Raw genomic sequence first — 13,842 nt, 5'->3', positions numbered from 1 at the left:
GCGCGCGATGGCCGGCGGCACCGTGGCGATCGTGGCCGGGGCGGGGCGGCTCCCGCTCCTCGTCGCGGCGGCCCTCGAAGCGGCGGGGCGCCCCTTCCGCATCCTGGCGATCCGCGGCTTCGCGGATCCGGCCACGCGGCGGCGCGCGCATGCGACGGTCGATCTCCTCGACGTGCGCGGCGCGCTCGCGCGGCTCGATGCCTGGGCGCCCTCCGGGGTGACGCTCGCGGGCGCCGTGGCGCGGCCGAGCCCGGCGGCCCTCCTCAACACGCTGGCCGTGCTGCGCAACCGCGACGAGCTGCGCTCGCTCGCCCAGGGCGGCGACGACCACCTGCTGCGCGGCGTGCTGGCGCTCCTGGAGGAGCACGGCCACCGCATCCTCGGCGTGCACGAACTCGCCCCCGATCTGATGGCCAAGCCCGGCCCCCTCGGCGCAGGCCGCCCGGACGCGGCGGCCGAGACCTCGGTCGCGACCGGGCGGGCGCTCCTCGCCAGCCTCTCGGCCCATGATGTCGGGCAGGCCGCCGTGGTGGCGAATCGGCGCGTGCTGGCGATCGAGGGGCCGGAGGGCACCGACCGCATGCTGGCCCGCGCCCGCTCCCTCGCCCGGCGCCCCTTCGGCCTCGGGCGCCCGCCCACGGGGCTCGTCCTGGTGAAGCTCGCCAAAAGCGGCCAGGACCTGCGGGTCGACCTGCCGGCGATCGGCCCGCGCACCGTGCGGGCCGCCGCGGCCGCGGGCTGCAGCGGGATCGCGGTCGGGGCCGGCGACACGCTGATCCTCGACCGCGCCGAGACAGCCGCCCTCGCGGACCGGCTCGGCCTGTTCCTGCTCGGCCTGGAGGCGTCGGCGTGACCGGGGAGAAGCCGCTCTCGATCTGGCTCGTTGCCGGCGAGGAATCCGGCGACCAGCTTGGCGCCAAGCTGATCCGCGCGCTGAAGGCGACGGCCTCAGGCCCGGTCGCCGTCTCGGGCGTCGGCGGCGACGCCATGGCGGCGGCAGGCATGCCCTCCCTGTTCCCCCTCGAGGACGTGGCGGTCATGGGCTATCTCGCCGTGGCGGCGCGCCTGCGCCTGCTGATGCGGCGCATCCGCGAGACGGTGCGGGCCTGCGTCGCGGCCCGGCCCGACGTGCTGGTGATCATCGACAGCCCGGGCTTCACCCACGCCGTGGCGAGCCGGGTGCGCAAGCAGCTGCCGGACCTGGCCGTGGTGGATTACGTCAGCCCGAGCGTCTGGGCGTGGCGGCCCTGGCGGGCGAAGACCATGCGGTCCTATATCGACCACGTGCTTGCACTCCTGCCCTTCGAGCCGGAGGCGCATCGCCGACTCGGCGGTCCCGCCTGCACCTATGTGGGCCATCCGCTGGTCGAGCGTCTCGCCGAGCTGCGCCCGGATGCCGAGGAGGCGCGGACGCGCGAGGCGGAGGTGCCGGTGCTCGCGGTGCTGCCGGGCTCGCGCCGCTCGGAGATCGAGCGGCTGATGCCGATCTTCGGCGCGACGCTCGGGCGGCTGCGGGCGGAGGGCGCGCGGTTCTCCGTGGAGCTGCCGGCCGTGGCGCGCCACCGGGGCCTGATCGGGCAGCTCGCCGCCGCCTGGCCGGTCCCGCCGCGCCTCGTCGACGGGGAGGCGGACAAGCTCGCCACTTTCCGCCGGGCGCGGGCGGCGCTCGCGGCCTCCGGCACCGTGACGCTCGAACTGGCGCTCGCGGGCGTGCCGATGGTCGTGGCCTATCAGGTGCCGAAGATCGAGGAGGTGATCGTGCGCCGCCTGATTCAGGTGCCGACCATCGTCCTGCCGAACCTGATCCTGGGCGAGAACGCGATCCCCGAACTGATCCAGTCCGACTGCCGGCCGGAGCGCCTCGCCGCGGCCCTGGCGCCGCTCCTCGCCGGGGGCGCGGCGCGCACCGCGCAGGACAGGGCGCTGCAGCGGCTCGACGCCGCCATGCGGCTGCCGGACGGGGACGATCCCAGCCGCAGCGCCGCCCGCATCGTGCTGGCAGCCGCTCAAAAAAGCGAAAAACCCCTCTCCCGAGTGAGAGAGGGGTAGGGGTGAGGGTGGAGACGGTGCAGCAAGAAGCCTGAACCGTGCTGCTCCAACGGCACCGTTTCAGCTTCAGTCGCAAGCCGCGCCACCCTCACGTGGGATCTTCGATCCCCATACCCCTCTCCCGCTGTACGGACCGGAGACAAGGGTTACAGGTGTTCGGAGACATGGGTGACAGGTTGCACCCTGAGTGTTGGCTGTGTCAGGTCGATCTGCCCCACCCTGTGGGTGATGAACACAAGGTCGACCCGACCATCGGTCTGAGTGGGCCGCAGGGCCAGCGGCTGGCCGACGAACGCCTTGGGCACTCGCACGAGCTGGCCGCGCACGCTGATCCAGCCGTCCCGCTGCACGCGCCGCACCTGATCGGTCGGATCGTACTCGATCGCCGGCAGCTCGGCCGGATAAGCGCGCCGGCTGATCTGGTAGCGGCTGGCCGGCACCGCCAAGCCTAAGGCCTCGTGCGGGCGCTCGCTGTTGTAGATCAGCCGGAAGCGATCGAACGCCCGCTGGCAGGCCGCCAGGCTGGCGTAGAACGCGCCATGCAGCACGTCGCGCTTGAGGGTGCGATGGAAGCGCTCGTCCTTGCCGTTGGTCTGCGGATGGTAGGGCCGGCTGTGGCTGATGTGGATGCCCAGCCGCAGCAGCCACACGGTGAGAGGCGTGTAGCGCTGGCCCGGTCCGTTGCCCCAGGGGCTGCCGTTGTCCAGGTTGATCCGCTCGGGCAGGCCGTAGCGCCGGAACGTGGCACTCAGCTGCCCCTGCACGGTCGCGGTGACCTCGTCGGCACAGGCCGCCAGGCAGAGCGCGTAGCGGCTGTGGTCGTCCAGCACGGTGAGAGGGTGGCAGCGGCCGCCGGCATGGGCGAAGTGGCCCTTGAAGTCCATCTGCCAGAGAGCGTTGGGCCGGGGGTGCTCGAAGCGGGTGAACGGGATGCTGGGGGCATCGGGTTGGCCCAGCCGGGCGTGGCGCGCCAGCACGGCGGTGATCGTCGAGGCGGCCGGGACCACCTCCTGGCCCTGATCCTGCAGCCGTCGGCGCAGCTTGCGCCCACCCCAACTCGGATGAGCCGTGCGCAGTTCCAGCACCGCCTCCTCCATCTCGGGGGACGTGCGGGCCGGGCTGGCGTGCGGGCGCCGCGAGCGGTCGTCCAAGCCCGCGCCACTCCGCGCCCGGCCCAGCCACTTGTAGCCAGTCTTGCGGCTGATCCCGAAGCGGCGGCACAGCGCCGCCACGTTCGCCGCCTCCTGCTGGGCCAGACCCACGAACTCGGCGCGGTTGTCTATGACTGACACCTCTTGCCAAGGCACGACACGCTCCCGCATCGATTGCTCTTGGCCATTGTGTCACCCATGTCTCCGAACACCTGTAACCCTTGTCTCCGGTCTATACACCCGCACGGGAGAGGGGTTCCCCGCGCCCGTTCAGTCAGGCGCGGGGCGACGTCAGGCGATGTGTCCTCAGCCCCGCTGGGAGATCGACACGTATTCGCGCTTGGGCGCGCCGGTATAGAGCTGGCGCGGGCGGCCGATCTTCTGCGAGGGGTCCTCGATCATCTCGGCCCACTGCGCGATCCAGCCGACCGTGCGGGCCAGCGCGAACAGCACCGTGAACATCGAGGTCGGGAAGCCCATCGCCTTGAGGGTGATGCCCGAATAGAAGTCGATGTTCGGATAGAGCTTCTTCTCGATGAAGTACTCGTCCTTGAGGGCGATCTGCTCCAGCTCGACCGCCACGTCGAGCAGCGGGTCGTCCTTGATGCCGAGTTCGGCCAGCACCTCATGGGTGGTCTTGGCCATGATGCGGGCGCGCGGATCGTAGTGCTTGTAGACCCGGTGGCCGAAGCCCATGAGGCGGAACGGGTCGTTCTTGTCCTTGGCCTTGGCGATGTATTCGGGGATGCGCTCGGGCCGGCCGATCTCCTCCAGCATCTTCAGCGCCGCTTCGTTGGCGCCGCCATGGGCCGGGCCCCACAGGCAAGCGATGCCGGCCGCGATGCAGGCGAAGGGGTTGGCGCCCGACGAGCCGGCCAGCCGCACCGTCGAGGTCGAGGCGTTCTGCTCGTGGTCGGCGTGCAGGATGAAGATGCGGTCGAGGGCGCGCGCCAGCACCGGGTTGGCCTGGTACTCCTCGCACGGCACCGCGAAACACATCCGCAGGAAGTTCGACGTGTAGTCGAGGTCGTTCTTCGGATACACGAAGGGCTGACCGATGGAGTACTTGTACGCCATGGCCGCCAGGGTCGGCATCTTGGCGATCATGCGCATGGAGGCGATCATGCGCTGCTTCTCGTCCGAGATGTCGGTCGAGTCGTGATAGAAGGCCGAGAGCGCGCCGACGCAGGCCACCATGATGGCCATCGGGTGGGCGTCGCGGCGGAAGCCCTGGAAGAACCGGTTCATCTGGTCGTGCACCATGGTGTGGCGCGTGACCCGGTAGTCGAAATCGGCCTTCTGGGCCGCGGTCGGCAATTCGCCGAACAGCAGGAGATAGCAGGTCTCCAGGAAGTCGCCGTGCTCGGCGAGCTGCTCGATCGGGTAGCCGCGGTAGAGGAGGATGCCCTCGTCGCCGTCGATATAGGTGATCTTCGATTCGCAGGCGGCGGTCGAGGTGAAGCCGGGGTCGTAGGTGAACATCCCGGTCTGCGCATAGAGCTTGCCGATGTCGACGACGCTCGGTCCGATCGTGCCGTCTTTCTGCGGCAGGTCCACCTGGCGGCCGTTCACCGTGAGGGTGCTGTGGGGGAAGCTCATGGGGTTTTGGACCCTTTCATCAACGGAATGAGCGTCGAGGCATGGGCCGGGAGCCCGGCGCGGTTCACGGGCGCGGGGCGCTGCGGCGGGAATTTGCTGCAGGTGCTCACTCGCCGACCGGGTTAGCGGATCGACGCACCGTCTTCAACTGGACCGCCGAAACCGGGTTACAAAATTCACGTCCTGTTCATAGTCCCTTCAGCCCGCCCGCGATGCGCGGTGGATCCGGGCGGGCCGGCCGGCGCGGGGCCGCGCCGGCCGGCCCGCCCGATCAAGCATAAATCAGGCCGCGCGCGCCTGGTCGCGCAGGCGCCCGAGGCTCTCCTCGCGGCCGAGCACCGCCATCACGTCGAAGAGGCCGGGCGAGGTGGCGCGGCCGGTCAGCGCCGCCCGGAGCGGCTGCGCCACCTGCCCGAGCTTCACGCTCGCCGCCTCGGCGAAGTCGCGCACGGCCTGCTCGGTCGAGGCGGCGCTCCAGTCGGAGAGGGCTTCGAGGCGCGGCAGCACGCCCGCGAGCCGCTCGCGCCCGCCATTGCCGAGCAGGCCCACGGCCCGGTCGTCGAGGGCCAGGGGGCGCGGGGCATAGAGGTAGTAGGCGCTGTCGAGCAGCTCGACCAGGGTCTTCGCCCGCTCCTTCAGCCCCGGCATGGCGGCGAGGAAGCGCTGGCGCAGCGCCGGATCGAGCCGGGTGGGCAGCCCGCGCGGGGGGCCCTGCGTCGGCAGGATCGCCTCGATGGCCGCCACCAGCTCCTCGTCCGGCGTGCTGCGGATGTAGTGACCGTTCAGGTTCTCGAGCTTGGCGAAGTCGAAGCGGGCGGGCGAGCGGCCGATCTGCTTCAGGTCGAAGGCCCGGATCATCTCCTCGGTGGAGAAGATCTCCTGGTCGCCGTGGCTCCAGCCGAGGCGCACGAGGTAGTTGCGCAGGGCGCCCGGCAGGTAGCCGAGATCCCGGTAGGCATCGACGCCGAGCGCCCCGTGGCGCTTGGAGAGCTTCGCGCCGTCCGGCCCGTGGATGAGCGGGACATGCGCCATGCTGGGCACCGCCCAGCCCAGCGCCTCGTAGATCTGGGTCTGGCGCGCCGCATTGGTGAGGTGATCGTCACCGCGGATCACGTGCGTGACGCCCATGTCGTGGTCGTCCACCACGACGGCGAGCATGTAGGTCGGCGTGCCGTCCGAGCGCAGCAGCACGAGGTCGTCGAGATCCTTGTTCTGCCAGACCACCCGGCCCTGGACCTCGTCCTCCACCACCGTCTCGCCCTCGGTGGGCGCGCGCAGACGGATCACCGGCTTGGCCCCGGGAGGCGCCTCGGAGGGGTCGCGGTCGCGCCAGCGCCCGTCGTAGCGCAGGGGCCGGCCCTCGCGCCGGGCGGCCTCCCGCATCTCGGCGAGTTCCTCCGGCGTGGCGTAGCAGCGATAGGCCCGGCCCGAGGCCAGGAGGCTCTCGGCCACCTCCCAGTGCCGGGCGGCGCGGGCGAACTGGTAGACGACCTCCCCGTCCCAATCGAGGCCGAGCCAGGACAGGCCGTCGAGGATCGCGTCGATGGCGGCCTGCGTCGAGCGTTCGCGGTCCGTGTCCTCGATGCGCAGCAGCATCCGGCCGCCAGTCTTGCGGGCGTAGAGCCAGTTGAACAGCGCCGTGCGGCCTCCGCCGATGTGGAGGAAGCCCGTGGGCGACGGGGCGAAGCGCGTGACGACAGAGGACATCAGCAACGAGAACCGGTCAGGAGGAAGCGGGGGACGGGTGCCGGGCAGCCTAGATCGTTCCGGTCGACCCGCCGACGAGGCGTCCTGTAGCATGCGCGCGACCGGGCGTTAAGGAATCCACGGAAAACCCCGCCATGGCACGCGGAGAGGCTAGCACGGGGCTCGTGGTGCGGGGGGCTGGCCTTGCGGCCCTCCTCGCCCCGCGGCACCTTGCTCTCGGTCTCGGGACCTGGATGACGGCCCGCCTCGCCGAGGAGGCCGCTCAGCGCCGGCTCTTCCCCTGGCTCGCCGTCGCCTTCGGGGCCGGCATCCTGGTGTTCTTCGCGGGCGCCGACGGCCTGCCCTCGCCCGTAAGCCCGCTTCTCGCCGCCTGCCTCTGCGGCGCCGCGGCGGCCGGCTTCCGCGCCCGCCCGGTCGCCCTCGCGGTGGCGCTCGGGCTCGCTGCCCTGTTCCTCGGCTTCGCGGCCGCCACCCTCCGGGTCGCCAGCGTCGCGGCGCCGGTGCTCGCGCGCACCACCATCGCGCCGCTCGCGGGCTTCGTGGAGGCGCTCGAGGAGCGCGAGGAGGGCGCGCGGCTGGTGCTGCTGGTGCGCAGCCTCGGCGATCTCGCCCCCGCGCAGCGCCCCATGCGGGTGCGCGTCTCCTACCGCGGGTCGGCGCCCCTGCGGCCCGGCGACTCCATCACCGCGAAGGCGCGGCTGCTGCCGCCCCCCGAGGCCGCCCGGCCCGGAGGCTACGACTTCGCCCGCGACGCCTATTTTCGCGGGATCGGCGCGGTGGGCTCGCTCCTCGGCCCCGTCACGGTGCTGCGCGACGCGCCCGAGCCGCCGCCCCTGCGCCTGCGGATCGCCGCCGCGATCGACGACGCCCGCAACGGCCTCACCCGCCGCATCACCGACGCCAATGGCGGGCAGGCGGGCGCCGTCGCGGCGGCGCTCGTGACGGGCAAGCGCGGGCTCATCGACGCCACCACCAACGATACCTTACGGGCGGCGGGCATCTACCACGTGGTGTCGATCTCCGGGCTGCACATGGTGCTGGCGGCGGGCGTGGTGTTCTGGATCGCCCGGGCGCTCCTCGCCCTCGGCCCCGGTCTCGCCGTGTCCTGGCCGATCAAGAAGATCGCGGCGGCTCTCGCCATGGTCGGGGTGACCGCCTATTGCGTCTTTTCCGGCTGGGACATCGCGGCCGAGCGCGCGCTCGTGATGACGCTGATCATGCTGGGCGCGATCCTGGTCGACCGGCCGGCGCTCAGCCTGCGCAATCTTGCGCTCGCGGCGCTCATCGCGCTTGCCCGCGAGCCCGAGGGGCTGCTGGGACCGAGCTTCCAGATGTCCTTCGCGGCGGTGGCCGGGCTCATCGCCTGCGCGCGCCTCCTCGACGGAAGGCTCCTGCGGGCCGAGGGGGCAGGCCCGCTCGGCCGGGCGCTGGCCTGGGGGGCCGCCGCCCTCGCCGGGACCCTGGCCACGACCCTGGTGGCGCAGGCCGCGACCGCGCCCTTCGCCACCTACCACTTCCAGACCCTGCAGCCCTTCGGGGTCGTCGGCAACGCGCTGACCCTGCCCCTCGTGTCGGCCGTGGTCATGCCGGCCGCGGTGCTCGGCATCCTGGCCTATCCGTTCGCCCTCGACCGGCCGGTCTGGTGGGCGATGGGCCTCGCGGTGCGCGGCATGCTCGACATCGCCGCCTGGATCCGCGGCTTCGACCATGCGACCCTGGTGCTGCCGGCCTTCGGCGCCGGCGCGCTGACGCTCCTCACCCTCGGCCTGCTCCTCCTGACGCTTCCGGCCTCGCGCCTGCGCTGGCTCGGCCTCGTTCCGGCTCTCGCCGGGCTTGCGGCCGCGGCGCGGCCGGAGCGCCCCGACCTCTATGTCGACCGCGACGGGGCGGGCGCGGCCGTGCGGGTTGCGGACGGGCGCCTCGCGACGCTCGGCCGTCCGCCGGCCTTCGGGCTGGAGCAATGGCTGAAGGCCGACGGCCGCTCCCGCGACGATCCGGGCCTCGCCCGGGCCGAGCGCTGCGACGCCGTCGGCTGCGTCGCGACCGCGCGCAACGGCTGGCGCGTGGCCCTCGCCAGGGACAAGCGCGCCTTCGAGGCGGATTGCGCCCGCGCCGACATCGTCATCGCCCGCACGACGGCGCCGGCCGCTTGCGCGGCGCGGCTCGTCATCGACCGCGCCTTCCTCGCCGCCCACGGCGCCACCACGGTGCGGTTTGCGCCCGAAGGCCCCGTGGTGACGACCGCGCGCCGCCCCGGCGAGCACGCGCCCTGGCGCCTCCCGCCGCCGCCCGCCCCGCCGCCGGCGGCCTCGCCCGAGCCCGACCCGACGGAATGGGCCCCCTGAACCCGCCGGATCGGCCAAGCTGGGTTGCCCCTCACGCTCAAGCTGCTAAGCTGGCGTTCACCGAACCGTGAGCCCGTCACCAGGGCGCGACGGGGCGGCCGTTTTGGCCGCCCACGCGGGTTCGGCTTGTCCGCACCGCGGATTGTGGTGCCCGCGTCCCCGCGCCTCGATCGGGCGTGGGTGGCCCTTCTCCATCCTGTGCGCCGATATCGGGCTCAAGGCTGCCCCCGGCGCTGGTCAGACCGGATCCCCCACGGGCGCCCGCGCCCGCACGATCCCCTTTGCGCGAGAGGACACGCGATGATCGATCACGAACGCCGCCTGCTCAGCAAGGCCGCCCAAACCGCCGAGGGCCGCATCTCGGTGAAGCGCGACCCGGACCGCTCCTGGCCGGGCGACCACAGCCGGCTCTGCGCCCTGGAGAACGACGGCCATCTGCGCTTCGTCGGCGAGCAGGCCGGCCCGCATATCGGCGGGACCTTCGCGATCTGGCAGATCACCGAGCGCGGGCGCGCCGCCCTGCAGGTGAAGGAGGCCCAGATGCGCACCCCCACCCGCGACGCAGTGCCGTTTGGGGCTGGGGCGCCGCAGCGGTAACATACCGGGTGCCGCCCTCCGGGGCGGTTTCCGACCCGGGAGGAGCGATGGAATTCGTCTGCGATGCCGAGGGCGGCAAGACCTGGTTTCGCATCGAGACCGAAGCGGAGGCGATCCGCGAATCGGCCCTGATGGGCCACGCCGTTGAGAAGCATTTCCGGCAGGCCGAGGCGCGCGCCCGGGCCTCCTACGTGCCGCCGCCCGGCCCCTTCATCGAGCAGGAGATCGGCCTCAAGGGCCATATCGAGCGCACGATGCCCCGCTTCTACACCCTGCGGGACGCGGAGGGCGCTGGCCTCGCCACCGCCATGGTGCCGCAGCGCGGCGATGCCTGCCCGATCATCGTCGGCGTCGGCAACCGCGACCCCTACGTCGAGCACGCGGCGGCAATCCGCGCGCTCGCTGCCCGTCTCGGCCGCGACCTCGACCGGACGCGGTGCTACCCCTACGGCCGAGGCTAGAGCTTTTCGGCCGTCCGGATGCCGCTCCGCCGCGGATGCCTGCGGCCTCGTCGGGAGGCTGCAGCCGCTCCGCCCCGCGGGGCCGGGCGCCATGCGCCCATCGTGCCGCGCTCTGCCGGCGCGGATGCAGCGCCTGGGCCAGGGCCGTGTCCCCGCGCACCGCTCCGGTCAGGCGAGGCCCGGATGATCTCTCACAGCCCCATCACCCGCGATCCGGCGCCGAGGCGAGGACGGCCGGCCCCGACAAGGTCGTCGGCGTGATTCCGTCGCAGGCCGGCCGCCGCGCTTGCGGAATCCTGACAGTCCCACTAACGTGTTGAAAGTGCTGCAGTTTTCAAGAATTCTAATCTAGGAGGGTCCGGTGCAGCAGCCGGATGCTCTGCGAACCGGGTGCCTCGATCCTCAGCATGATCGTCTGTTCCTGCAACGTCTTCTCCGACGGCCAAGTGCGCGCGTGCCTTCATCCCGGCCCGGGCTGCCCCCGTACACCGGCCCAGGTCTATGCCTGCCTGGGCTGCAGCCCGAAATGCGGGCGCTGCGCGCGCACGATTCGCGGCATCCTCTCGCGGGCGCTCGCCGAGGTTCACGCGACCTGCGCGACGGCCTGCAGCGCCGCCTGCCCGCTCAGCGCCGAGCCCCGGGCCGCTCCCGCCGAAGCCGCCTGACCGGGCCGCCGCGGTTGACCGGCTCCTCCGCTTGAGCCACGCCCCGCCGCGGACCGATCGGGTCCGGGATGGCGGGAGGCGGAGCGCCCATGCAGGACAGCATCGAGGTCGGAACGCCCGCCTTCCGGCGCACCGCCTGGGCGCTCGCGGCGGCCGGGTTCTCCACCTTCGCGGTGCTCTACGCGGTCCAGCCGCTGCTGCCGGTCTTCGCCGAGGCGTTCGGCGTGGGCCCGGCGGCGAGCAGCCTGTCGCTGTCGCTCTCCACCGGCCTCCTCGCCGTCGCGCTCCTGGTGGTCAGCCCCCTGTCCGAGGTCTGGGGGCGCAAGCCCGTGATGGTGGTCTCGCTCTTCGCCTCGGCGCTCCTCACCCTCGTCGCTGCCGCGATGCCGACCTGGCACGGCTTCCTGGTGGTGCGGGCGCTCGCCGGCCTCGCCATGAGCGGGGTGCCGGCCGTGGCGATGGCCTATCTCAGCGAGGAGATGCACGGGCGGGCCATCGGGCTCGCCATGGGGCTCCTGATCAGCGGCAATTCCCTCGGCGGCATGACCGGGCGGCTCCTCAGCGGGGCGCTCACCGACCTCGTCGGCTGGCGCGCCGCCCTCGCGGCGATCGGGCTCCTCGCCCTCGCGGCGGCCGTGGCCTTCCAGCGCAGCCTGCCGGCCTCGACCCGGTTCACGCCCCACCCGCTGCCCTGGCGCGCGGTGCCGGGCAGCTTCCTGCACCATTTCCGCGATGCGGGCCTGCCCTGGCTGTTCGCCGAGGCCTTCCTGCTCATGGGCGGCTTCGTCACGCTCTACAACTATATCGGCTTCCGCCTGCTCGACCCGCCCTATTCCCTCAGCCAGACCGCCATCGCGGCGATCTTCGTCGTCTACCTCGCGGGCACCGCCTCCTCGACCATGGTCGGCCATGCGGCGAGCCTGTTCGGGCGGCGGCGGGTGCTGTGGCTCGCCATCCTGACGGCGCTCGCCGGGATCGCGCTGACCCTCGCCGAGTCCCTCGCCCTCATCATCCTGGGGATCGTCGTGGCGACGGTCGGGTTCTTCGGCGCGCATTCGGTGGCGAGCAGCTGGGTCGGGCGCCGGGCCCTCACCGACCGGGCGCAGGCCTCCTCCCTCTATCTCTTCCTCTACTATCTCGGCTCCTCGGTGCTCGGCACCGCGGGCGGCTGGTTCTTCGCCCATGCGGGCTGGGCGGGCGTGGCGGGCTTCGTGGGCGCCCTCTACCTCGTGGCGCTCGCCGCGGCGCTGCGGCTGTCGGTGCTGCCGCCCCTGCCGGAGGCGCCGCCATCCCCATGATCCGGTTTCCGGACGATCGGTTCGGAACCCGGATCACCAAGCCCGCGCGGCGCGGAGTTCTGCTCCGCGCCGGCTTGAGCGAAGCCGAAATCCGCCTTGCGTCGATCGCGTTAGGGGAACCGTAGGGAGGCGCCCCTACGGTCGGGGGGTTGCGAGCCCGCCAGTCATGATCGCCACCCCGATCTTCCCGGACCTCTCCGCCCTGGTGGTCGACGAGAGCCTCTATATCCGCCGCATCGTGCGCGACATGCTGATGCGGGTCGGGATCAAGCGGGTGCTCGAAGCCCCGGACGGGGCCGAGGCGCTGGGCGTGCTCGCCGAGAGCAAACCCGACCTCGTGGTGCTGGACTGGGACCTCGCCATCCTCTCGGGCGAGGAGTTCATCCGCCTCGCGCGCACGCCCGCGACCTCGCCCGCACCCACCGTGCCGATCATCCTCATGCTCGCCCAGCCCCGGCGCAACATCGTCGACCGGGCGGTCAATCTCGGGGTCAACGAGATCATCGCCAAGCCCTTCTCGCCCAAGACGCTGTGGTCGCGGCTCGACGAGGTCATCAACCGCCCGCGCCCCTTCTCGCAGGTCAAGAGCCTGCTGCGCCCCCTGCCGCGCGTCGCTCTCTCCCTGAATCCGAAGGTGGTCGCCTGACGCCGGGGGTCCGTTGCAACGACGCATTGCGTTCCCACGACAGGGACGTAAGCTTGGGCCCTGAAAGCACTGCCCATGCCATGCTGCCTGGGCTGGAAGGATTGTTGGCGTCGTGAGGGACGAGACTGCCGCCCCCGTGCCGGCGCGCGCCGCGGAGAGGGTGGAGCCTGCGCGCCAGACCGTGCTGTTGCGCGAGACGCGAGCGGCCGGCTACGCCTCGCCCCGCCCCGCCCCTCCCCCGCCGCCCGCCCGGCGCAGGTCCTATGCGGCCCTCGATCTCGGCACGAACAATTGCCGGCTCCTGATCGCCGAGCCCGCCCCTTACGGCTTCCGCGTCGTCGACGCCTTCTCGCGCATCGTGCGCCTCGGGGAGGGTCTGGGCAGCACCGACTACCTGAGCCAGGAGGCGATCGAGCGCACCGTCGAGGCACTCAGCGTCTGCCGCACCAAGATGGAGGCGCGCGGCGTCGTCCGGTCGAAGACCATCGCCACGGAGGCGTGCCGGCTCGCCGTCAACGGTCCGGACTTCGTGGCGCGGGTGCGCCGCGAGATCGGGCTCGACCTCGAGATCGTGGACCGGCGCACGGAGGCCTATCTGGCGGTCACCGGCTGCGCGGCGCTCGCCGACCGGCAGGCGGAATCGGTCGTGATCTTCGACATCGGCGGAGGCTCGACGGAGATCGTCTGGCTGAACGGCAGCGCGGCGCTGGCGCGCAGCGCGGATCCGACCCTGCGCATCCGCGCCTGGGATTCCCTGCCGGTGGGGGTGGTGACCCTGGCGGAGCGCTATGGCGGGACCGACGTCACCCCGGCGATCTTCGAGGGCATGGTCGAGGACGTTTCGAGCAAGCTCACCAAGTTCGCCCTGATGGCGGGCGCCGCGGTCCATGCACCGCATTTCCACCTGCTCGGCACGTCCGGCACCGTGACGACGCTTGCCGCCATGCATCTGCGCCTGCCCCGCTACGACCGGCGGCGCATCGACGGGCTCTGGATGAGGGACCAGGAGGTCTCGACGGCGATCGGCGACCTCCTCGACACGCGCCTCGCCGAGCGGGCGCGCAATCCCTGCATCGGCCGCGACCGGGCCGACCTCGTGCTCGCGGGCTGCGCCATTCTGGAGGCGATCCGCCGGGCTTTCCCGTCCGAGCGCCTGCGCATCGCCGACCGCGGCCTGCGCGAGGGACTGCTCATGAACATGATGCGCGAGGACGGCGTCTGGCGGCGGGGCGGGCGGGGCTGACCGGCCGGGGGCCGGGAGCGGATCGGGACGGCCGGTCCGGCACCTGCGCGGCGAACCGGCCGTCCCTCGGATGCAACGAGC

Annotated in this window: 12 protein-coding genes; 9 read left to right on the top strand and 3 right to left on the bottom strand. The window is 72.4% G+C overall.

Annotation, left to right across the window (positions count from 1 at the left end; genetic code table 11):
• Positions 1 to 7: 7 nt before the first annotated feature.
• Together MNOD_RS07355 and lpxB are read left to right on the top strand one after the other, a co-directional pair.
• Positions 8 to 853, top strand: a complete 846-nt coding sequence (locus tag MNOD_RS07355) for an LpxI family protein (RefSeq protein ID WP_015928214.1) — start codon at positions 8 to 10, stop codon at positions 851 to 853.
• Positions 850 to 2,049: a lipid-A-disaccharide synthase gene (gene lpxB, locus MNOD_RS07350; RefSeq protein WP_015928213.1), complete on the top strand. Its 1,200-nt coding sequence runs from the start codon at positions 850 to 852 to the stop codon at positions 2,047 to 2,049. The genes MNOD_RS07355 and lpxB overlap by 4 nt, the downstream gene beginning before the upstream one ends.
• A 146-nt stretch (positions 2,050 to 2,195) precedes the next feature.
• Here the strand turns inward: lpxB and MNOD_RS07345 are convergent, their stop codons facing one another.
• The 3 genes from MNOD_RS07345 to gltX all read right to left on the bottom strand — a co-directional run bounded on the left by MNOD_RS07345 (position 2,196) and on the right by gltX (position 6,509).
• Positions 2,196 to 3,356, bottom strand: a complete 1,161-nt coding sequence (locus tag MNOD_RS07345) for an IS481 family transposase (protein WP_043750061.1) — start codon at positions 3,354 to 3,356, stop codon at positions 2,196 to 2,198.
• 150 nt (positions 3,357 to 3,506) lie between these two features.
• Positions 3,507 to 4,799: a citrate synthase gene (gene gltA / locus MNOD_RS07340; protein ID WP_015928212.1), complete on the bottom strand. Its 1,293-nt coding sequence runs from the start codon at positions 4,797 to 4,799 to the stop codon at positions 3,507 to 3,509.
• Positions 4,800 to 5,081: 282 nt separating this feature from the next.
• Complete coding sequence (gene gltX, locus MNOD_RS07335; RefSeq protein WP_198157629.1) at positions 5,082 to 6,509, bottom strand: glutamate--tRNA ligase; 1,428 nt, start codon at positions 6,507 to 6,509, stop codon at positions 5,082 to 5,084.
• A gap of 131 nt (positions 6,510 to 6,640) precedes the next feature.
• Here gltX and MNOD_RS07330 point away from each other — a divergent pair, with 131 nt between their 5' ends.
• The 7 genes from MNOD_RS07330 (at position 6,641) to MNOD_RS07300 (ending at position 13,761) form a co-directional block, all read left to right on the top strand.
• Complete coding sequence (locus MNOD_RS07330; RefSeq protein WP_015928210.1) at positions 6,641 to 8,851, top strand: ComEC/Rec2 family competence protein; 2,211 nt, start codon at positions 6,641 to 6,643, stop codon at positions 8,849 to 8,851.
• Between the two features lie 300 nt (positions 8,852 to 9,151).
• Positions 9,152 to 9,448, top strand: a complete 297-nt coding sequence (locus MNOD_RS07325; protein ID WP_015928209.1) for a hypothetical protein — start codon at positions 9,152 to 9,154, stop codon at positions 9,446 to 9,448.
• A 47-nt stretch (positions 9,449 to 9,495) separates the two neighbouring features.
• On the top strand, positions 9,496 to 9,909 hold the full coding sequence (locus tag MNOD_RS07320) for a hypothetical protein (RefSeq protein WP_015928208.1): 414 nt from the start codon (positions 9,496 to 9,498) through the stop codon (positions 9,907 to 9,909).
• Positions 9,910 to 10,316: 407 nt separating this feature from the next.
• Positions 10,317 to 10,574 (top strand): (2Fe-2S)-binding protein, encoded by a 258-nt coding sequence (locus MNOD_RS07315; protein WP_015928207.1) that lies wholly within the window; start codon positions 10,317 to 10,319, stop codon positions 10,572 to 10,574.
• An 89-nt stretch (positions 10,575 to 10,663) separates the two neighbouring features.
• The gene (locus MNOD_RS07310; protein WP_015928206.1) at positions 10,664 to 11,872 is read left to right on the top strand and encodes an MFS transporter; all 1,209 of its coding nucleotides are present in this window, start codon (positions 10,664 to 10,666) and stop codon (positions 11,870 to 11,872) included.
• Positions 11,873 to 12,038: 166 nt separating this feature from the next.
• Positions 12,039 to 12,518, top strand: a complete 480-nt coding sequence (locus MNOD_RS07305; protein ID WP_015928205.1) for a response regulator — start codon at positions 12,039 to 12,041, stop codon at positions 12,516 to 12,518.
• Positions 12,519 to 12,630: 112 nt separating this feature from the next.
• Positions 12,631 to 13,761: a Ppx/GppA phosphatase family protein gene (locus MNOD_RS07300; RefSeq protein ID WP_015928204.1), complete on the top strand. Its 1,131-nt coding sequence runs from the start codon at positions 12,631 to 12,633 to the stop codon at positions 13,759 to 13,761.
• Positions 13,762 to 13,842 lie beyond the last annotated feature (81 nt).

The organism is Methylobacterium nodulans ORS 2060, from assembly GCF_000022085.1.
Lineage (GTDB): Bacteria > Pseudomonadota > Alphaproteobacteria > Rhizobiales > Beijerinckiaceae > Methylobacterium > Methylobacterium nodulans.
The sequence above is the reverse complement of the archived record's forward strand: the minus strand, read 5'-3'. Positions and strand labels throughout refer to the sequence as shown.

Excerpts from the sequence above, each read along its gene's own strand:
- MNOD_RS07315 (WP_015928207.1), top strand. The coding sequence starts at position 10,317 with ATGATCGTCTGTTCCTGCAACGTCTTCTCCGACGGCCAAGTGCGCGCG.
- MNOD_RS07305 (WP_015928205.1), top strand. The coding sequence starts at position 12,039 with ATGATCGCCACCCCGATCTTCCCGGACCTCTCCGCCCTGGTGGTCGAC.
- MNOD_RS07310 (WP_015928206.1), top strand. The coding sequence starts at position 10,664 with ATGCAGGACAGCATCGAGGTCGGAACGCCCGCCTTCCGGCGCACCGCC.
- gltA (WP_015928212.1), bottom strand. The coding sequence starts at position 4,799 with ATGAGCTTCCCCCACAGCACCCTCACGGTGAACGGCCGCCAGGTGGAC.
- MNOD_RS07325 (WP_015928209.1), top strand. The coding sequence starts at position 9,152 with ATGATCGATCACGAACGCCGCCTGCTCAGCAAGGCCGCCCAAACCGCC.
- MNOD_RS07355 (WP_015928214.1), top strand. The coding sequence starts at position 8 with ATGGCCGGCGGCACCGTGGCGATCGTGGCCGGGGCGGGGCGGCTCCCG.
- MNOD_RS07330 (WP_015928210.1), top strand. The coding sequence starts at position 6,641 with ATGGCACGCGGAGAGGCTAGCACGGGGCTCGTGGTGCGGGGGGCTGGC.
- MNOD_RS07320 (WP_015928208.1), top strand. The coding sequence starts at position 9,496 with ATGGAATTCGTCTGCGATGCCGAGGGCGGCAAGACCTGGTTTCGCATC.